Source organism: Nocardia sp. A7 (assembly GCF_046549215.1).
In the GTDB taxonomy this organism is placed as follows: Bacteria; Actinomycetota; Actinomycetes; order Mycobacteriales; family Mycobacteriaceae; genus Nocardia.
The window spans coordinates 670,264-687,869 of the sequence record NZ_JAJPWE010000005.1; the positions used below are offsets into that span (position 1 = coordinate 670,264).

Here is a 17,606-nt window from a genome sequence, read left to right on the forward strand (position 1 = left end):
CCCACAGGCCTGCGGGTCTACGGCGGTGCGGCGGTGGCGGATCCGAATCGGAGCCGCGCACATCTTCACTCCGTGAACGGTGTCGCCACCGCCGCAAAATAGCCGTGTTAGCCGGTCACAGACACAAGCTGACCTCGAGCAGCGGCAGGGGAAGCGGCAGACACACTTCCACCGAACCCGAGACGGGCGCCGGGGCCGCGGCGGACGCGGGACCGGCAACGATCGCGCCGGCGGACAGCGCGATGGCGACAACAGCGAGCGGACGGGTGATTCTGGAGTTCATACGGTCATCCTTGTTCGTATTCTGTGAAGCATCCCCGAATCGGGACATCTCGATCAGATCACGGCCACCACGACGATCGCTATCACCGTGCACAGTTTTTGACCTTCCAATTCCGTCGCCGCGAAATTGTCAGAGATTTCCACAACAATTTCCGCCGCGAATTTCTCGCGTTTCGCATCCTCGTGAGGTATCCGTCGAACTGCTCACGCACGACATCTCAGACCGGAACGGCTCGGCCGCGCACGTAGGCGATGGCGTTTTCGGCGCCCGACTCGTCCTGGTCCGCGACGGATAATCGGAACCGGGTCACCGCGTCGTCCAACCGCGGCCCCGGGCCGTGCTGGGCGAGCAGGACGACGATCGCTTCCAAGGTCGCGGGCTGCGGGTTCGGATCAGCCAGCAGTTCGTTGAGGTAGGCGTCCGGTTCGAGCAGGCGCAGGGCCCGGCGGGCGTAGGCGTGCACGCGCACCGGCAAGTCCGCGCGCACCGTGTCGACGTCAGCCTGGAGCGCGGGACGTCCCCGCTGCGCCGGGTCGACCCGCAGCGACCACAACTCGGTCAGCTCCGCCCCCAGACCGCGCTCATCGATCAATCCGGGCCCGGTTGCCTGTTCGAGCGCGATCGGTTCGAGACCTCGCACGCCATCGCGCCAGTGACAGAATTCCCACCAGGCTCTCGGCGTCGCGCTGAGTTCCAGGCCGAATCCGAGCACTTGCTGACCATCGGTCCAGGTCCGCTGGGTGCGGGTGCGGCGAATCGAGGCGACACCGTCGGCGGTGACGTGCGTCCAAGCGGCTTCCGTTCCATGAAAGCCGTATGGCCGCAACAACTTTCCTGCCTCGCGGGTCAGGCGGCGTAGCGCAGAGTCCGGTCCGTCCATGTGAGCAGACTAAAGGTGCGCACCGACAAGTTCGGTGCACCGACGGACAGCGCCCGCTGTGGCCGCATGTCGCAGCCTAGGAATCGGCCACGCGCGTGCCCGCCGTCGCGGCGAGCACCGCGGCGGTGAACTGATCGGGGGCCTCGACCATCACCAGATGACCCGCACCGTCGACGACTATCGACCGCGACGGCTTCAACGTGCGGTTCAGCGCGGCACCGGCTTGCGCGCACAGCACGCGATTTCGATTCCCCCACACCGTGGTGATGGGCGGAAAGTCGGTGGGCGGCACGAAGCCGTCCAGTTCACCGAGTAGCGGAATCTCGCGCGAGATCGCGGCGGTGACCATCAGCCGACGGGGTTCGGTCCAGCTCTTGCGCAAGTGCGCGCCGATCTCCGCCGACTGCGGATCTCGTTGCGAACCGAGTTGTTCCGCCACGATCAGCCCGGCCAGCGGGCCGGGAACGCGGACGTGCGCGAGCAGCGAGTCGATGCGCAGGCGTCGGCCGAGTTGCGCCGCCCATGCGGTGCGGGTCGGTCGCAGGGTGGCCGGGGTGAGCGGGCTGCTCAGCACCAGCGACCGCACCCGGCTGCGATGACGCTGGGTGTAGAGCAGCGACAACGCGCTGCCGAAACAGTGGCCGACCAGCGTCACATCGCGCAGATCGTGCGCCTCGAAGAACGCGGTGACCATGTCCAGGTAGTTCTCGACCGTGTACCCGTCGTCGGGGGCGTCCGATTCGCCGTAGCCGATGAGGTCGATCGCGAAAACCTGATGGGTGTGCCGGAGTGCCTCGAATTGCTCGCGCCAGATGTGCCGGTCGCCGCCGAGGTTGTGCAAGAAGACGATCGGCGACCCCGAACCCGCCTCGTCGTAGGCGATCATGGTTCCGCGAAAGTCGAAATGCCGCATCCCCGGGCTTCCTTCCAGTGGCAGCCACGTGACCACGTCATCGTGGTCGATCCACGGTAACGCCGACGCACCCGCTCGCACGGGGATTCAGTCCAGACAGAACTCGTTCCCCTCGGGATCAGCCATCACGATCCACCCGGCACTCATCGGCGGCTCGGGCTCGAAGCGCTCGACCCGCGTGGCCCCGAGGCCGACCAGCCGCTCCGACTCCGCCTCCAAGGCGGCCATTCGCTCGTCACCCTGCAACCCCGGTGCCGCGCGAACATCGAGATGCACCCGGTTCTTCGCGACCTTGTCCTCCGGCACCCGCTGAAAGAACACCCGAGGCCCGTGCCCCGCCGGATCCTCGATGGCCGACTTCGAGTTCCGCTCCTCGGCAGGCACCCCGAGGCGTTCGAGAAACTGATCCCACACCACCAACGGTTCGACACCGGCGGGCACCTCTACCCCGGGCGGCCCCGGATGCACATAACCCAGCGCATCACGCCAGAAGGTGGACAGCGCGGCCGGATCGTGCGCGTCGAAGGTGATCTGAATATGGCGACTCATCATTGCTCCGTTCGTGGCAGGCCTTTTCGTCACCGTAGGCGAGGCCACCGACAACTCGGCTGCGAACCACCGCCCGACCAGCCGCGTCCAGCCAACCTCGCTATATTCCTTGACAGGAATATTCCTCCTAGTGAATACTCAAACCATGGACGCGATCGCCTCAGCACTGGGAGACAAGGCGCGGTGGCGCATCGTCGAACTACTCGCCGAGCGACCCCGCTCCGTCGGCGAACTGGCCGAGTCGACCGGATTGCGGCAGCCGCAGACCACCAAGCACCTCCAGACGCTGGCCCGCGCCGGGCTCGTCACGGTCTTTCCGCTGGGACAACGTCGCGTCTACGCGGTCGAGTCGGCACCGTTGCGGGAACTCCAGAGCAGGCTCGCCGACCTGGTCGACACCATCGCCGCACACGCGGACGAGCGCGACGTCGTCGAGCGGTACCGAGCCGCCATCGCGGTGGAATCGCTTGCCGCGGACCGGAATCGGTGGGCCGACGGACGCAGCTTCACCTTCGAGCGCGCGTTCACCGCGTCCCGGGACCTCGTCTGGCAGTACTGGACAGATCCGAGTCTGCTCGAATCCTGGTGGGCGCCACCGGCGATGACGATCACAGACTGCGTCATCGAGCCGAGGAAGGGCGGCCACGCGGTGCTCGACTACCGCGACGCCGAGGGACGGCGATACCGCTCCGAGGGGCGGGTCGGGGCCGCGAAACAGCCGGGCAGGCTCGAGTTCGATCTGTCGGTGCTCGACGCCGCGGGCGCCGTCTCCTTCACCGGCCACTACGACCTGACCCTCGACGAGCACCCCGGCGGCACCCGCCTGACCCTCCATCTCACCATCACCGAAACGACCGTCGCGGCCGTTCCCTTCATCGCCGGCATCGAAACCGGTTGGGACCGAGTCCTCGACAACCTCGCGAACACCCTCCCCCACAGCAAGGAACAGCCATGACCAACCGTCTTGTCACCGCGAACATCGGCCTCACCCTCGACGGCCGCTACAACGGCCCCGGCGGCCCCACCGACGCGCAGGCGATCGTCCGCTACGCCACCACCGAGGTCGCCCGCGACCACCTCACCCGCATCTGGGACGGCGCGTCGACCGCACTGCTCGGCCGCGTCAACGCGGAAGGCTTCCTGACCTACTGGCCCACCGTCGCCGCCGACGAGAACGCCGACCCCCGCGACCGCGCCTATGCGAAATGGCTGGTCGACACCGACAAGGTGGTCCTGTCGACCACGCTGACCGAAGCGCCGTGGGAGCGCACTCGGATCGTGAACATGCCCGCCGCCGACCTCGTCACCACGCTGAAAAGCACCGGGACGGGCGAGATTCTCGTCAACAGCAGCCCGACCGTCATCAAGGATCTGCTCGCGGCGGACCTGATCGACCGGCTGTACCTGCTGATCTGTCCCGAGATCGCCGGTAACGGTCAGCGGCTGTTCGACGACGGCCTGCCCGGATCACAGTGGACGCTCGCACGTCACGAGGTCGGCGAGTTGGGCGAGATGGCCCTGACCTACGACCGCGTGCGCTGATCGGCGCCGACCTCCCGCAGGGCGGTGATCAGGAAGTCGTTGACCTCGTCAGTTCGTTCGAGGTGCACGAGGTGGCCCGCGCCCGGAAGTTCCACTACCGCGCGGAGATCGGCGACATTGGCGCGCAGCGTGGCGAGGGGGTCACGGCCGCTGAAGCCTTCCATGTCGGGGTCGTTCTCGCCGTAGAGGAAGTAGGCCGGAACCTGGATCATGGCGTCGGTGAAGGGCTCGGCGAGTTCCCAGTTGCGGTCCAGGTTGCGGTACCAGTTCAAACCGCCGGTGAAGCCGGTGCGTTCGAATTCTGCTGCGATGGCGTCGAATTCACTCTCGGAAAGCCAGGCCCACGGAAGCGCGGGCGCCTGGGGCAGCACGTCGAGGTAGCCGAGGCCCGGTGGGTTCTTCCAGGTGTCGAGATAGTGGTAGTCGCCGGAGAGCGAGTAGTAGACGCGGGACAGGAATTCCCTCGTCCGCGCGGCCAGTTCGGCATCGGCCACCCCGGGCTCCTGAAAGTAGGACAGGTGCAGGAAATGACGTTGGGCCGCCTTGGTCCAGAATGCCGACGGCGGGCGCGGCGGGCGCGGAGCGTACGGATTGTTCAGCACCACAACGGCTTCGACGCGTTCGGGAGCACGCAGCGACAGCTCCCACACCAGTTGGGCACCGAAATCGAGGCCGACGAACACGGCCTTCTCGGCGCCGATGTCGTCGAGCAGGGCCAGCAGATCACCGATCACCGCCACGTTGGTGTAGGCGGCGATGTCGGCGGGGGCATCGGTGCGGCCGTAACCGCGCAGGTCGGGCGCGATGGCCCGGAATCCCGCCGCGGCCACGGCCGCCACCTGCCGATGCCAGATGTATCCCGTATGTGGGAAACCGTGACAGAACACCACCGGGTAGCCCTGCCCCTGTTCGGTGACATGCATCCTGACGCCGCCGGTATCGAGGAATCTCTGTTCCACTGCCGCCTCCATTTTCTAGAACGTGTTCTGATTTGACGGTAGTGTCCGGAGGTCATGAGCGGAACACCCAAGATTCTGGCCGGGCGCGTCGCGGTGGTGACCGGGGCAAGTCGCGGTATCGGCAAAGGCATCGCCCTCGAATTGGGCGCGGCCGGTGCGACCGTGTATGTCACCGGACGCACCGCCGAGCCAGGAAAACTACCCGGCACCGTGCACGACACCGCCGCGATGATCACCGAGCTCGGCGGACACGGCATCGCGGTGATCTGCGATCACCGCGACGACGACGCGGTCGAGAAACTGTTCACCCGCATCCGTGCGGAGCAGGGCCGCCTCGACGTGCTCGTCAACAACGTCTACAACTCCCCCGCCGCCGCCCGCTGGCTCGGCCGCAAGTTCTGGGACGTGCCTGCCAAAGCCTGGGACCAGACCTTCGACATCGGCGTGCGATCCCATTACGTGGCGAGCGTTTTCGCGGCGCCCTTGCTGATCGAATCGACCGGGCTCATCGTCAACGTATCCTCCCCCGGCGCCCGGCGGTACATGCACAACGCCGTGTACGGCGTCGCCAAGACCGCGCTGGACCGCCTCACCGCCGACCTCGCCCACGACTTGGACGGCACCGGCGCGACAGCGGTCTCGATCTGGCCCGGAATCGTGAACACCGAGCTGCTGCAGCTGGTTCCGGCCGACGAGCACGGCCGCCGTCAGGTCACCCTGCCCGGCGAAGGCACCTTCGACCTCGACGCCGCCGAGACTCCGCGTTTCGCCGGGCGCGGGGTGGTTGCCCTCGCGGCCGACCCGGGCCGGTCCACGCGCTCCGGCAAGTCCTGGAAAGTCGCCGACCTCGCCGAGGATTACGGGTTCACCGACGTAGACGGACGCATTCCGCGCGCCGACTGATCCGTAACCCTCGTCGACGAAACCGCCCGTGATGAATCCGGTAAACGCGCGAACCGATCGCCACCGATACCGAGCGAATAACCCGCGCGCCGGTCAACTAAGATCGGCGACGGTAATTCTCGGCACCCGAACGAACAGGACTCCCATGGCGCGCAAAGTCGTTGTCACACTTGTCGATGATTTCGATGGCACGTCCGCTGCCGATGCGACTGTCACATTCGGAATCGACGGCGCGGCCTACGAAATCGACCTCTCCGATGCCAACGCGGCGCAGTTGCGTGAGGTATTCGAGCAGTGGGTTCCCTACGCGCGTCGCACCGGCCGGGCAAAGGCGGGCACCGCACGTCGGCTCGGCACGGCACCGGCAGTCGAATCCACCCGCCGCAACGATCTGACCGAGATCCGGGCGTGGGCTTCGCAGAACGGGCACACGGTGTCCAGCCGCGGCAGGATCTCGGCGGAGGTCATCTCGGCCTATGAGCAGGCCTCGGCATAAAGTTTCGGTTCATCGACAGCACGGCGCGCATTCCCTGCGCGCCGTGCTGTTTTCGTCGCTCCGACCATCGAGCGCAGTCCGGCGTCGTCCCGCGCATCGTGCTGTGCCACTGGGTGAGCGGGCTGGATCCGATCGAATCGCGGTAGAGTGCATCTTCGCTGGGGTGTGAGCGCTTCTTTCGGGGGAATACGATGGACGAAATACTGGCCTTGATCGGCCTGGGTGGTCTGTTTCCGACATTTGTCGCGGCCGTGTCGGCCTGGTTCTCGACGACGTTCAGCCGCCGGATCAACAAGCGGGCAATCGAAGTGGCCATTGCAGGTGACCCGGACCCGATAGTGACGACGGGGCAGCAGGCGGATTCGACGATCGACTACGCCCCGGCGATCCGTCCTCGTACGGAGGAATACCTGCGCCAGGTGCGCAGTGCGATGGCGCAGAGTACAGCGTTCTTCTGGGCATACATGATCAGTGGCTGCTGTGGCGTTGTAGTGGTACTGGCCGCGGCGTCGATGGTGGCATTCGGGAATCGGGATGCGGCCGCCGCGACGTCGATCATGGGGGCGGTTCCGGTCGGGATCACCGCATTGTTCTACAAGCGTTCGACCGATCTCGACAAGTTGGTGAGTGAGAACCTCACGCGCCTGAGCAAAGCCGACGAGATCGCGGAAGCCAACCGCGCGGCGCATGATGTGGTGTCACGGATGGGGGTCGGCGCCGATCAGGATCGGCTGCTGGCGATGATCGGCGTGCGACAACTGTTTCCGTCCGCGACGCCAACGGAAGTCACCGAACTACTTCGGGCCGTGCCCGTCGAATCCGGAGTGGATCATCCGGCGTCGGGGCACGGTGCGGCGATGAGTAACCGATGACCGCGCACTAATATCGGCCTGATGCGGTTTCAGGTGCTCGGTCCGGTGCTCGCGCACGACGACCTGGGCGAACCGGTCGCGCTGCGCGGTCCGCGCTACCGCGAGGTGCTCGCCCGGCTGATCCTCGCCCACCGGCGGATCGTGCCGGTCAGCCTGCTTGTCGAGGACCTGTGGGACGAGCCACCAGCAGACGCGGTCGGCGCGGTCCGTACCTTCGTCGCCGGGCTGCGGCGCGCGCTCGAGCCCGACCGCCCGCCCCGCACACCGGCACGCCTGCTGGTCACCGAAGGACTCGGCTACGCGCTGCGCGCCGAACCCGATGCCGTCGATGCGTGGCGATTCGACGATGCGGTGCGGTCGGCATCGACACTGCCCGCGGGTCGAGCCTTTTCACTACTCACCGAGGCACTGCGCTGGTGGCAGGGACCTGCCTACAGCGACTTCGCCGACGCGGGATGGGCACAGGCCGAACGGTCACGGCTCACCGAGCAGCGACTGCTGGCGGTCGAACGCCGCGCCGAAGCGCAATTGGCACTGGGTGCCGCCGCTGCGGCTGTTCCCGACCTCGACGCGCACGTCGCCGAGCACCCGTGGCGCGAGGACGCATGGGGATTGCTGGCCACCGCCCTGTACCGCTCGGGCCGTCAAGCCGACGCGCTCGCTGTCCTCGCCAGGGCCCGGCGAATGCTGGCCGAGAATCTCGGAATCGACCCCGGACCGGCATTGCGACGCCTCGAACACGATCTGCTGCGCCAGGCGCAACACCTCGACCCGGTCGCCACCGATCCCACCGTGCAGGTCTGGGAACAGGCGCGTGCCGCGTACGACAGCGCGGTACCGCCGGGCACCGGAACGCGGCTCGAGTCGACCGCGGGCCTGATGCGCGACCTCGCGGTGACGGGCGGCGGCGGACTGGAAGCCGCCCGCGCACATAGGATTTCAGCTGTCGTCACCGCCGACCGACTCGGTGACGCCGAACTGACCGCCCGGGTGATCGGTATCTACGACGTACCCGCGATCTGGACCCGCTCCGACGACCCCGCACAGGACCGACGGCTCGTCGACATCGCCGAGAAGACCCTCCTGCGCCTGCCCGCCCACGACGACGCCGACCGAGCCAGACTGCTCGCGACCATCGCCGTCGAATCCCGTGGCGCCCTGCCGGTGGACACACCGACCGAGTCCGGTCTGCGCCCGCTGCGTGCGTCCCGCCAGGCCGAGGAAATCGCGCGGCGGCTGCGCGAGCCCACGCTGCTGGCATTCGCCCTCAACGGTGTGTTCATGCAGAGCTTCCAGCGCGCCGGACTGGCGCAGCGACGCGACACTGTCGGCACCGAGATCGTCGAGGTAGCGGCACACAGCAAACTCGTCACGTCCGAGGTGCTCGGCCACCTCATCCTCATCCAAACCCGGTGCGCTCTCGACGATCACGCCGGCGCCGACCGCCATGCCGACGCTGCCGACGCGCTCGCCCAGCGCTACGAACTGCCGTTGGTCGAGGTGTTCACCACCTGGTACCGGGCCTTACGTACCAGTGCGACAACGGATCTCGATACCGCACGAGCGGCGTACGCGGCAGCCGCCGCATCCCTCGACGGAGCGGGAATGCCAGGACTCGAACGCGGCCTGTTACCACTGGCCGAGCTGAGCCTGTATCTGCGCCATCACGACACAGAACGGATCGCCGCGATCGCCTCCGAGACAGACTGGGGGCCTTACAGATCCTGGGTCGAGCCCCTCCTGCTCGTCGCGCGCGGCGAGTCCGAGAGTGCGCAAAACGCTCTGCACGACATCACGTCCCCGCCACGTGACCTGCTGTTCGAAGCACTGTGGGCGATCGTGGCACAGGCGGCCATTGCCGTCGACGATGTCGAGATCATGCGCCGAGCCCGGACCCAGTTGTCACCCGCGGCGGCCGAAACCACCGCGCAGAGCGGGCTCATCGGCGTGGGTCCGGTGCGCGAATACCTCGACAACATCGAGTCGGCGCTGTCGTCACACTGACGGCCCGGTCTCGCCGCTACGTGAAGGCGTAGTCCGTCAGCGGGAAATGCCCACTGCGCCAAGCAGATTCGAGGGTCGAGGCAGGGCGAAGGGGTACGTCGCCGTGTTTGTCGAAGTAGTAGCTGTTGGCGACGGCGCAACTCTCGTCCCAGAACACCTGACCACCACGGCGGGCGAGCATTTCGCGGAAGTAGCGGTCGTTGGCTTCCTCGGTGACCTCGATGCGGTCCGCGTCCTTGGTGCGCGCGTGGTGCAGGCAGCGCAGGATGTGGCGGGTCTGGTTCTCGATCAGGGTGAAGTAGGACGCGCCGTTGTAGCCGTAGGGGCCGATGATGGAGAAGAAGTTCGGGAACCCGGGGACGCTGACGCCCTCGTAGGCTTGCAGGCGGTTCTCGTCCCACCAGGTTTCCAGGTTCCGGCCGCCGACGCCGTGCAGGTCGTAGGTCGGCATGTTGCCCGACTCCATGACCTTGAAGCCGGTGGCGAGGATCAGGACGTCGGCGGGGTGTTCGGTGGTGGTGTGCACACCGGTGGGGGTGATCTCGCTGATCGCCTCGGTTTCCAGGGTCACGTTCGCCCGGTTGAAGGTCGACAGATAGTCGTTGGAGAAGCTCGGTCGTTTGCACCCGAGGGCGTATTTCGGGGTCAGTGCGGCCCGCACGGCGGGGTCTTTCACCTGGCGGCGCAGATGGGCCAGGCCCGCGCGTTCGCCGATCGCCGCGGTGGGCAGGGAGCGGTGGTAGTGGGCGGCGAGCGGGAAGGTGAACTCCACGTAGGTCTGGCTGACCAGCCGCGTCACGGTGCGGCCACCGGGGATCTTCAGCGCCAGGCGAGCGGCCAGGGGCAACGGCAGATCAGGGCGGGGCAGACACCAGATCGGCGTGCGCTGGAACACCGTCAGGTGTTGCACCTGCGAGGCGATCTCCGGGATCACCTGCACCGCGGAAGCTCCGGTGCCGATGATCGCCACGCGCTTGCCGCGCAGGTCCTGACGGTGATCCCAGCGCGAGGTGTGCATGGTGGTCCCGGTGAAGCTCTCGATGCCGGGGATCTCGGGCAGCTTGGGCCTGGTGAGGACGCCGGTCGCGCTGATCACGAACCGCGCGGTGAGTTCGCCGTCGGTGGTGTGCAGCACCCATCGGTCGGCCTCTTCGTCGAAATCCGCGCCGACTACGGTGATGCCGAAGCGAATGCGCGGACGCAGCTCGTACTTGTCCACGCACGATTCGGCGTAGGCCTTGAGTTCGCGGCCGGGCGCGTACACCCGCGACCAGTCGGTGCGCTGTTCGAAGGAGAACTGATAGCTGAACGACGGGATGTCAACGGCGACACCGGGATAGGTGTTCCAATGCCAGGTGCCGCCGACGCCGTCGGCCTCGTCGATGATCACGAAGTCGTCGAACCCGGCCTTGCGTAACTCGATCGCCACGCCGATCCCGGAGAACCCGGCTCCCACGATGACGATCTCGTGGTCGATTCCCTTGGTGCTCATGCGATCTCCTTCACGAGTGCCGCCGACGGATGCAGGCGGCCGGGCCGGGCGACAGTGCGCACGACGTGGCCTGCGTCGTCGGCGTAGACGATGCTGTCCACCCGGTGCTCGATGCCGTCGACGGTGCGCACACCCATCGGCACCAGCCGGGCGATCGGCCAGGTCACCAGCGTGCAGTGAGGTTGCCGCAGGGTGCGGTAGTAGCTGTTGTGCACCGCGACGCCCGCGGTGTCATCCGGTGTCAGACGGTGGCGCAACCATGAATCACGCACCTGGACAAGAAGATTGACGCGAGCCACCAGCCTGATGAGCCGTTGCGGTGCTCGACGCGGCGTCGTCGCACCGAGCAGCGGCAGGCGTGGCAGGATCCAGGCCGCCTCGGTCTGGAACACCGTCACCCGCGCGGCCTCGGCGGCGATTCCTGGTAGCAGTCGCGCGGCCGCTGCCCCGCTGCCGATGATCGCGACTCGCTGACCGCTGAATTCGTGCCGCGGGGTGAAGGCGGTGGTGTGGAGCTGACGGCCCGCGAAGGTGCCGACGAAACGGGGCGTCGTCATTTCGCCACCGGTTCATAGGTGAGCTCGTCGGACCAGGACGGCCGGTGGCCGAGGACCCGGATCGGGAAGCGATCGATACAGGCATTGGACACATCGGCGAGCAACTGGAACGGCTGACGGCGGTGAATGGTGGCTTTCCCGTGCATCTTCACCACGTGATACAGCGGAACCCGGCGGATGGCCGGACTGCGCTCCCCCACGTTCTCGTACCGGCGCACCGCCTGCCACAGCTTCTCCTCGTCGAGCCCGAGCGCGATGATATTGGTCGACATCCGTGACAGCAGCGGCGCGTACAGCAGCGCCCCGAGCACGAACGACGGGCGCACCGCGAAACCTGCTGTCTCGATGGCGATCCGGCGCAGCGGGCCGGCGCCGAGTTGTTCGAGCACCTGGAAACCGACTGCCAGATGCCGGGATTCGTCGCTGTTGATGTGCCGGAACACCTCGTGGCACACCGGGTCCTCGACCTCGTCGAGCAGAAACTTCACCAGCGCGCCGTCGAGCGCGGTCTCCAGCGATGGGATGACGGTGCCGAGTACGGGCAGGGTCAGTCGGTCGGCGTAGCGGTCGAGCCAGCTGATCACGAGCCGAATGTTCTTGTTGGGCACCGGCATCGCATCACCGTCGGCGAGCATCCCCCACCTGCGCATCAGCGCGAGTTCGGCGTTCGCGTGCTTTTGTTCCTCGGCATGGAAGTACCGATAGATCTCACGCAGCGGGCCGGGCGGTGCCTGGTGGGTCAGTGCGGCGAAGCCTCGGGCGCCCACGTGTTCGATCCACACCAGGTCGGCCATGAAGGCGGCCAAGCGCGGGCGTTGCTCGTCGGTGATGGTGTCGGCACCCGGTGCGTCCCAATCGATATCGGCCAGCGCCCACTGCTTGGCGCGAATCGTGGCGAGCATATCGGGGTAGGCGAACGTCATTGTTCGATCTCCTTCGGTGTGGATCAGCGCACGACCCGCTCCAGCAGGCCTGCCGAACGGGTGTAGGTCGCGGGTAGCCAGCGTTTGGCCTGCCAGAGGACCTTGGCCTCGAGCTGCGGCACCACATACAGATCGCCGCGGTCCACCGCGTCCAGCGTGGTGCGGGCGATGGCGGCCGGCGCACGGCCCGTCCAGCGCAGCAGCAGCCCGCCGAGGCGCTCGGCGGTGTCGTCCATCGGCGAATCCGCGGTCATGATATCGGTTTTCACGCCGGTCGGGCACAGCACCGTCACGCCGACGCCGGTGCCTGCCAGCTCGGCCGACATCGTCTCCGACAGGGCCAGCACACCGGCCTTGCTGACGTTGTAGGCGGCCATTCGCGGTGCCGCGCCGAAGGCGGCCGCCGAGGCGACGTTCACCAGCGATCCGCGCCCGGCCGCGCGCAGGATCGGCGCGAAGACATGGCAGCCGTGGATGACGCCCCAGAGATTCACCCCGAGTGTGCGCTGCCAGTCGTCGAGAGCGAACTCGCCGACCACCGGTCCGCCCGCGCCGATCCCCGCATTGTTGACGACGACGGTCGGCGGAGCACCGAACCAGTCCTGCGCGGTCGCGGCCAGCCGCGTGACCTCGTCGATCACGGTGACGTCGCAGCGGGTGCCGATGGCTTTGCCGCCCGCCGCCTCGACCAGTTCGGCGGTGTCGCCCGCACGATCGGGATCGATATCGGAGCACACGATCCGCCCGCCGCGGCGACCGAGTTCGACGGCGAACGCGCGTCCGATCCCACTGCCCGCGCCGGTCACCACGGCATCGGCGGCAGTGGTTCGGCGGTGTCCGCCGAAGGGGAACAATCGCATGGCAACTCCCGGGTCGACCCGGTGCGACTCCAACTGGTGGCATCTGCCACCATTGGCCGCACCTGACACCAATTAGGCGCGCGGAGGAGTACTTTGTCAACCATGGATGTGCGCGCACCGGCACGGACCTGGGGTGGGCGGACCGCCGAGGAGCGCAGGGCGCAGCGGCGAGTCGGTCTGGTCGAGGCCGCCCTCGATATCTGGCTCGACAACGGGTGGGCCGCGGTGACCATGCGTGGCGTCTGCCAGCGGGCCTCGCTCAACGATCGCTACTTCTACGAGCACTTCGCCGACCGCGACGAACTGCTCGCCGCGGTCTGGGACGAGGTGTGCGTCGGGGTGTTCGCCGAGCTGGCGAGCGTGGTCGCCAAACATGCCGACCGGACACCACTCGAGATCATTCGCGCGGCCATCACCCGCGCCGTCGAACTACAGACCGACCTGCGCGGACGAGCCCGGATTCTGCTGGCCGATCACGCGGGCAGCGCCGTACTCGAACAGCGCCGCAAGACGATGCTCACGGACGCGACCGATCTGCTCATCGCCGCCGCCTGGCCCTATCTGCGCCCCGACGTCGACGAAACCGCTATGCGCATGAGCACACTGGCGGGTATCGGCGGCTTCATCGAGCTGCTGTCCGCGTGGCGTTCCGGCGTACTCACGGTGGACGCCGAGCGCATCGTCGACCACACCGGCGCGATCGCGACGCAGCTCGGCGCGATGTTCCTGCCCCCGGAGATCATCGGATAACCCGCCGCGGTACTGGTCGGACCGACCACGGGTAGACAGATCAGCGGCACGCGGGACACACCCGCGCGCCGCTGATCACCGAACGTCAGGTCACCGCGTACGGATATGCCTCGGCGCGGCCCTGGAACGACAGGATCCGGGGGTTCTGCACCCGACCGCCACGAATTTCGATGGCCCGGCGAATCGTTTCGTTCCCATCCCACGCCTCGGGGCCGCCGAGCACGATCGGCAGGTACTCGAGCAGGGCTTCGGAGTTCTCCCACGTGGCCGAGTCCCAGAGGAACGAGGGACTGTGGTCGACGCCGTAGTAGTGCAGGTCGTCACCGATCGTGAACATCGGATCGGTGAACGAGGTCGGGCGCGAGAACTCGAAGCCCATCCCCTCGTCGCAGGACACATCGATGAAAAGCGTTCCGCGCGCGAACAGTTCGAGGTCGTCGTTCATGACGAACGTCAGCGGGTCCTCGGTGTCCTGGAACATGCAGTTCACGACCACGTCGTAATTGGCGAGCATCTCCGCTAGCGGCCCCGGCTCCGGCGCCTTCAGCGCGAGCGTCCGCCCGGGCAGCGCGGGATCACGCTGGAAATGCTGCATCCGCACCGACGCGAACGGCGAAGCCACCGCTGCCACATTGCGTTGGGTCAGCACCGTGACATCGCTGATCCCCAATGCCGACAGTGCCCGCACCGCACCACGCGCCGTTGCGCCGAAGCTGATCACCGCCGCACGCATCCGGCGACCGTAATCACCACTGACACCACGCAATTGGAGTGCGTGCATGACCGAGCAGTAGCCGGCCAGTTCGTTGTTCTTGTGGAACACGTGGACGCTGAACTCGCCCGACTTCGTCCAGTGGTTCATCGCCTCCCACGCGATCAGCGTCAGATCGCGATCCACGGCCAGCTGGGTCATGCGCGCGTCCTGCACACAATGCGGCCAGCCCCAGACGATCGTGCCGGGACGCATCTGCGCGAGGTCTTCGGCCAGCGGCTTGGCCAGCAAGATCACATCGCACTCGGCGAAGAGTTCTTCGCGCGTGCGGTGGCCCGCTACCAGCGGGGCGAGAACCTCGTCGGGATAGCCGAATCGGTTGCCATAACCGTGTTCGAGATAGATCTGACCGCGCAGTCCGGGATCGATGCGGTCGAGGTGAGCCGGGTGGATGGCCAGCCGGTGTTCGTTTTCTTTGCGAGAGGTCGCGACGACGCCCACGGTCAGGTGTTTCACAGTTGCTTCACCTGGTCAGCTTACCCGTAGGCTTTTCAGCTCTCCGCTTCGTTGGTGATGTCGTCGAGGGACTCGCCCATGGTCTCTGGCACCCGGCGATAGCAGAAGACCAGCGAGAACGCGGAGATCACCGCGAAGATGAAGAACATCGTCGACGCGCCCCACAGCTCGCCCAGTGGCGGGAAAACCAGGGAAACTACGAAATTGCCCATCCAGATGAGAAAGGTGCAGATACTCATCGCGGTGGCGCGGATCGGGGCGGGGAAGATCTCCGAGATCAGCAACCAGGTGGGCACACCGACACCGAGCTGGAAGGCGCACACATAGGCGATCATCAACGCCAGCAGCACGTAGCCGGTGGCAGTGCTCTGCGTGAGCCGTTCGATCAGACCCATACCGACCAACGCCGCGACCATGATCGCCATTCCGAGGAACATCGGTGGGCGCCTGCCGATCTTGTCGACCAGGCTCATACCGAGCAGCACGCCGACCACCGCGCCGATACCGATACCGATCGACGAGGTGATCGCCGCGTTGTCGCCCAAACCCGCCTGGGTGAGCGTGGACGGCGCGTAATAGATGACGGTATTGACGCCGACGAATTGCTGAATCAATGCCAATCCGACGCCGGTGTAGAACAGCGCCCGCACCTTCGGTTTACGCAACTGGTCACTCAAACTGTCCTTGACCGCCTCATCGGCAGCCTCGGACTGTTTTATTTCGACAATCGTCGGCTCGACATTCTCGGGGTAATAGGACTGTCGCAGCACCTTCTTCGCATCGGCGTCGCGACCCTGTTTCAGATACCACCGCGGTGAATCCGGCATGAAATACATGCCGATCACGAGTGCCGCGGCGGGAACGGCCGCCATCGCGAGCATGAGCCGCCAGTTCCCGGTCGGGGCGAGCAGCGCGTTGACGATATAGGCGAGCAACTGCCCGCTGGCGATCATCAGCGAGTTCATCGAGACGAGGCGTCCGCGATAGGTCGGCGGGGAGATCTCGGAGACGTACATCGGGACCACCAGCGAGGCGGTACCGACGGCGACGCCGAGGACCAGCCGGGTGATGATCATGACCGTGGCATCGGGTGCCAGCGCCTGGGCGATCGCACCGACGAAGAACAGCACGCCCGCGAACAGCAGCGTCCTGCGCCTGCCCCACCGGTCGGCCATCCAGCCGCCGGTGATCGAGCCGATCGCCGCGCCGATGAGCAGCGAACTCGTGATGACACCGACCTGGGTCTGACTCAGCGCGAAGTCGGGTGTGAGGTAGACCAGCACGCCGGAGATGACACCGGTGTCGTAGCCGAACAGCGCACCGCCGAGCGCGGCGATGACCACCACGGTGAGCACGAACTTCTTGATCCTGGCCCGGATCGCGACCCGCTCCGGTGAATCGGATGGCGTCTCGACCGCAGCTTCGTCGGCCGGGGACGATCCACGAGAGGAATCGGGCATATCCGCACCTCCGCCGATGGAGTAGGGAGATTCATCCGTCGAACCGCGATCGCCGCCTGCCGCCTTGCCCGGCTGCTTGCCCGCTGAGCGTGGTTATCGCCGGTGCAGCGACCAGATCGTTACCGCGCCCCAGAGCGCCAGGCTGACCGCAGCGGCCATGTAGAGGAGGTAGGCCAGCACGACCAGGACGGGCCCGTAATTGCCCACCCAGGCGCCGAGGCGCAGCAGGCCGGCCGTGCCGAGGCCGAGCAGGACCATCCCGAGGACCAGGGCAGGCGTCGCGAGCGGCGCCAGGGGCGATTCGGCGGCCGAGGTAGCGGCGACGCGATAACCCCGTTCGGTAACTGACAGGTTGCTGTTCGGTTCGAAGTACATGCTGCTCATAACGATGAGGCCCCTTCCGTGCAGCCGTCCCACCACGGCCGATCAGCGATCCATACTGGATCTTTCGAGTACCGTCGCGCCGCGGTGGACGTGCGGGACGTTCGTGATCGCGAATCTGCGTCGACCCGGTGGATGATCACGGACGGTTAACGTTCAGCAATTACGAGCTTGCCAGTATGGCCTATCGTATTACAGGCAGTGTGATCTGCATCACATCGAACACAGGTGCGACACGATGAGATAACACACGTTACATTCTGCGGAAACATGCGCGGGAACTGGCAAACCTCAGCACAACTGGACGTTTGCTCAGAAAAGTGCCATGCGTGTCATTTATCGAACCGTTACGGCCATGACGTGCGAAAACCTGCCATGAAGCACATCGCGATCCAGTTGGTACCTCCGCGAGCCACCGACACGACACCGTGACGAAACCGCACGCCGACCACCGGTAGAAACGATCGACGCGGCCGGAAACTTTCCGGCCACGACATTTCCCACGATCGATGTGGGGATCTCGTCACGGTCCGCTAATGTCCTTCTAGTTTTCG

At 66.4% G+C, this 17,606-nt stretch carries 19 protein-coding genes; 7 read left to right on the forward strand and 12 right to left on the reverse strand.

What is annotated here, in order from left to right:
* Window positions 1-115: 115 nt before the first annotated feature.
* The 4 genes from ACLJPD_RS28675 to ACLJPD_RS28690 form a co-directional block, all read right to left on the reverse strand.
* Window positions 116-283 (reverse strand): hypothetical protein, encoded by a 168-nt coding sequence (locus ACLJPD_RS28675; protein ID WP_410876274.1) that lies wholly within the window; start codon window positions 281-283, stop codon window positions 116-118.
* Window positions 284-500: 217 nt separating this feature from the next.
* Window positions 501-1,163 carry a hypothetical protein gene (locus tag ACLJPD_RS28680; protein WP_410876275.1) on the reverse strand — a complete coding sequence of 221 codons (663 nt, stop codon included), beginning with the start codon at window positions 1,161-1,163 and terminating at the stop codon, window positions 501-503.
* A gap of 76 nt (window positions 1,164-1,239) precedes the next feature.
* A complete protein-coding gene (locus ACLJPD_RS28685; protein ID WP_410876277.1) occupies window positions 1,240-2,076 on the reverse strand; it encodes an alpha/beta fold hydrolase in 837 nt (278 codons plus the stop codon).
* An 87-nt stretch (window positions 2,077-2,163) separates the two neighbouring features.
* A complete protein-coding gene (locus tag ACLJPD_RS28690; RefSeq protein ID WP_410876279.1) occupies window positions 2,164-2,625 on the reverse strand; it encodes a VOC family protein in 462 nt (153 codons plus the stop codon).
* 145 nt (window positions 2,626-2,770) lie between these two features.
* Here ACLJPD_RS28690 and ACLJPD_RS28695 point away from each other — a divergent pair, with 145 nt between their 5' ends.
* Window positions 2,771-3,580, forward strand: a complete 810-nt coding sequence (locus ACLJPD_RS28695; RefSeq protein ID WP_410876280.1) for a metalloregulator ArsR/SmtB family transcription factor — start codon at window positions 2,771-2,773, stop codon at window positions 3,578-3,580.
* Complete coding sequence (locus ACLJPD_RS28700) at window positions 3,577-4,167, forward strand: dihydrofolate reductase family protein (RefSeq protein WP_410876281.1); 591 nt, start codon at window positions 3,577-3,579, stop codon at window positions 4,165-4,167. The genes ACLJPD_RS28695 and ACLJPD_RS28700 overlap by 4 nt, the downstream gene beginning before the upstream one ends.
* Here the strand turns inward: ACLJPD_RS28700 and ACLJPD_RS28705 are convergent.
* Window positions 4,149-5,138 carry an alpha/beta fold hydrolase gene (locus ACLJPD_RS28705; RefSeq protein WP_410876282.1) on the reverse strand — a complete coding sequence of 330 codons (990 nt, stop codon included), beginning with the start codon at window positions 5,136-5,138 and terminating at the stop codon, window positions 4,149-4,151. The two genes, ACLJPD_RS28700 and ACLJPD_RS28705, sit on opposite strands and share 19 nt — an antisense overlap.
* A 42-nt stretch (window positions 5,139-5,180) precedes the next feature.
* On the opposite strand from ACLJPD_RS28705, the gene ACLJPD_RS28710 reads away from it, so the two are divergent.
* The 4 genes from ACLJPD_RS28710 (at window position 5,181) to ACLJPD_RS28725 (ending at window position 9,401) form a co-directional block, all read left to right on the forward strand.
* Window positions 5,181-6,029, forward strand: coding sequence for an SDR family NAD(P)-dependent oxidoreductase (locus tag ACLJPD_RS28710; protein WP_410876283.1), 849 nt, complete (start codon window positions 5,181-5,183; stop codon window positions 6,027-6,029).
* Between the two features lie 145 nt (window positions 6,030-6,174).
* Window positions 6,175-6,525 (forward strand): histone-like nucleoid-structuring protein Lsr2, encoded by a 351-nt coding sequence (locus ACLJPD_RS28715; protein ID WP_410876284.1) that lies wholly within the window; start codon window positions 6,175-6,177, stop codon window positions 6,523-6,525.
* 209 nt (window positions 6,526-6,734) lie between these two features.
* Complete coding sequence (locus ACLJPD_RS28720; protein WP_410876285.1) at window positions 6,735-7,397, forward strand: TRADD-N-associated membrane domain-containing protein; 663 nt, start codon at window positions 6,735-6,737, stop codon at window positions 7,395-7,397.
* A gap of 21 nt (window positions 7,398-7,418) precedes the next feature.
* On the forward strand, window positions 7,419-9,401 hold the full coding sequence (locus tag ACLJPD_RS28725) for an AfsR/SARP family transcriptional regulator (protein ID WP_410876286.1): 1,983 nt from the start codon (window positions 7,419-7,421) through the stop codon (window positions 9,399-9,401).
* Between the two features lie 16 nt (window positions 9,402-9,417).
* Here the strand turns inward: ACLJPD_RS28725 and ACLJPD_RS28730 are convergent, their stop codons facing one another.
* From ACLJPD_RS28730 to ACLJPD_RS28745, 4 genes are read right to left on the reverse strand one after another with little or no spacing between them, the layout of a single operon-like run.
* The gene (locus tag ACLJPD_RS28730) at window positions 9,418-10,893 is read right to left on the reverse strand and encodes a flavin-containing monooxygenase (protein ID WP_410876287.1); all 1,476 of its coding nucleotides are present in this window, start codon (window positions 10,891-10,893) and stop codon (window positions 9,418-9,420) included.
* Window positions 10,890-11,450, reverse strand: a complete 561-nt coding sequence (locus tag ACLJPD_RS28735; protein WP_410876288.1) for an NAD(P)/FAD-dependent oxidoreductase — start codon at window positions 11,448-11,450, stop codon at window positions 10,890-10,892. Before ACLJPD_RS28735 ends, ACLJPD_RS28730 begins: the two co-directional genes overlap by 4 nt.
* A complete protein-coding gene (locus ACLJPD_RS28740; RefSeq protein WP_410876289.1) occupies window positions 11,447-12,373 on the reverse strand; it encodes a ferritin-like domain-containing protein in 927 nt (308 codons plus the stop codon). The genes ACLJPD_RS28735 and ACLJPD_RS28740 overlap by 4 nt, the downstream gene beginning before the upstream one ends.
* A gap of 23 nt (window positions 12,374-12,396) precedes the next feature.
* Window positions 12,397-13,233, reverse strand: coding sequence for an SDR family NAD(P)-dependent oxidoreductase (locus ACLJPD_RS28745; protein WP_410876291.1), 837 nt, complete (start codon window positions 13,231-13,233; stop codon window positions 12,397-12,399).
* Between the two features lie 102 nt (window positions 13,234-13,335).
* Between ACLJPD_RS28745 and ACLJPD_RS28750 the strand changes: the two genes are divergently transcribed.
* Complete coding sequence (locus ACLJPD_RS28750; protein WP_410876292.1) at window positions 13,336-13,983, forward strand: TetR/AcrR family transcriptional regulator; 648 nt, start codon at window positions 13,336-13,338, stop codon at window positions 13,981-13,983.
* An 85-nt stretch (window positions 13,984-14,068) separates the two neighbouring features.
* On the opposite strand, the gene ACLJPD_RS28755 is transcribed toward ACLJPD_RS28750, so the two are convergent.
* The 3 genes from ACLJPD_RS28755 to ACLJPD_RS28765 all read right to left on the reverse strand — a co-directional run bounded on the left by ACLJPD_RS28755 (window position 14,069) and on the right by ACLJPD_RS28765 (window position 17,055).
* Entirely contained in the window at window positions 14,069-15,211 is a 1,143-nt protein-coding gene (locus tag ACLJPD_RS28755) for a N(5)-(carboxyethyl)ornithine synthase (RefSeq protein WP_410876293.1), read from the reverse strand.
* Window positions 15,212-15,246: 35 nt separating this feature from the next.
* Window positions 15,247-16,671, reverse strand: a complete 1,425-nt coding sequence (locus ACLJPD_RS28760) for a sugar porter family MFS transporter (RefSeq protein WP_410876295.1) — start codon at window positions 16,669-16,671, stop codon at window positions 15,247-15,249.
* Between the two features lie 93 nt (window positions 16,672-16,764).
* Window positions 16,765-17,055 carry a hypothetical protein gene (locus tag ACLJPD_RS28765; RefSeq protein WP_410876296.1) on the reverse strand — a complete coding sequence of 97 codons (291 nt, stop codon included), beginning with the start codon at window positions 17,053-17,055 and terminating at the stop codon, window positions 16,765-16,767.
* Window positions 17,056-17,606 lie beyond the last annotated feature (551 nt).

What these genes read in the sequence shown, in the direction of transcription:
- ACLJPD_RS28675 (WP_410876274.1), bottom strand. Translation starts at nt 283, where the DNA reads ATGAACTCCAGAATCACCCGTCCGCTCGCTGTTGTCGCCATCGCGCTG.
- ACLJPD_RS28680 (WP_410876275.1), bottom strand. Translation starts at nt 1,163, where the DNA reads ATGGACGGACCGGACTCTGCGCTACGCCGCCTGACCCGCGAGGCAGGA.
- ACLJPD_RS28685 (WP_410876277.1), bottom strand. Translation starts at nt 2,076, where the DNA reads ATGCGGCATTTCGACTTTCGCGGAACCATGATCGCCTACGACGAGGCG.
- ACLJPD_RS28690 (WP_410876279.1), bottom strand. Translation starts at nt 2,625, where the DNA reads ATGAGTCGCCATATTCAGATCACCTTCGACGCGCACGATCCGGCCGCG.
- ACLJPD_RS28695 (WP_410876280.1), top strand. Translation starts at nt 2,771, where the DNA reads ATGGACGCGATCGCCTCAGCACTGGGAGACAAGGCGCGGTGGCGCATC.
- ACLJPD_RS28700 (WP_410876281.1), top strand. Translation starts at nt 3,577, where the DNA reads ATGACCAACCGTCTTGTCACCGCGAACATCGGCCTCACCCTCGACGGC.
- ACLJPD_RS28705 (WP_410876282.1), bottom strand. Translation starts at nt 5,138, where the DNA reads ATGGAGGCGGCAGTGGAACAGAGATTCCTCGATACCGGCGGCGTCAGG.
- ACLJPD_RS28710 (WP_410876283.1), top strand. Translation starts at nt 5,181, where the DNA reads ATGAGCGGAACACCCAAGATTCTGGCCGGGCGCGTCGCGGTGGTGACC.
- ACLJPD_RS28715 (WP_410876284.1), top strand. Translation starts at nt 6,175, where the DNA reads ATGGCGCGCAAAGTCGTTGTCACACTTGTCGATGATTTCGATGGCACG.
- ACLJPD_RS28725 (WP_410876286.1), top strand. Translation starts at nt 7,419, where the DNA reads ATGCGGTTTCAGGTGCTCGGTCCGGTGCTCGCGCACGACGACCTGGGC.
- ACLJPD_RS28730 (WP_410876287.1), bottom strand. Translation starts at nt 10,893, where the DNA reads ATGAGCACCAAGGGAATCGACCACGAGATCGTCATCGTGGGAGCCGGG.
- ACLJPD_RS28735 (WP_410876288.1), bottom strand. Translation starts at nt 11,450, where the DNA reads ATGACGACGCCCCGTTTCGTCGGCACCTTCGCGGGCCGTCAGCTCCAC.
- ACLJPD_RS28740 (WP_410876289.1), bottom strand. Translation starts at nt 12,373, where the DNA reads ATGACGTTCGCCTACCCCGATATGCTCGCCACGATTCGCGCCAAGCAG.
- ACLJPD_RS28745 (WP_410876291.1), bottom strand. Translation starts at nt 13,233, where the DNA reads ATGCGATTGTTCCCCTTCGGCGGACACCGCCGAACCACTGCCGCCGAT.
- ACLJPD_RS28750 (WP_410876292.1), top strand. Translation starts at nt 13,336, where the DNA reads ATGGATGTGCGCGCACCGGCACGGACCTGGGGTGGGCGGACCGCCGAG.
- ACLJPD_RS28760 (WP_410876295.1), bottom strand. Translation starts at nt 16,671, where the DNA reads ATGCCCGATTCCTCTCGTGGATCGTCCCCGGCCGACGAAGCTGCGGTC.
- ACLJPD_RS28765 (WP_410876296.1), bottom strand. Translation starts at nt 17,055, where the DNA reads ATGAGCAGCATGTACTTCGAACCGAACAGCAACCTGTCAGTTACCGAA.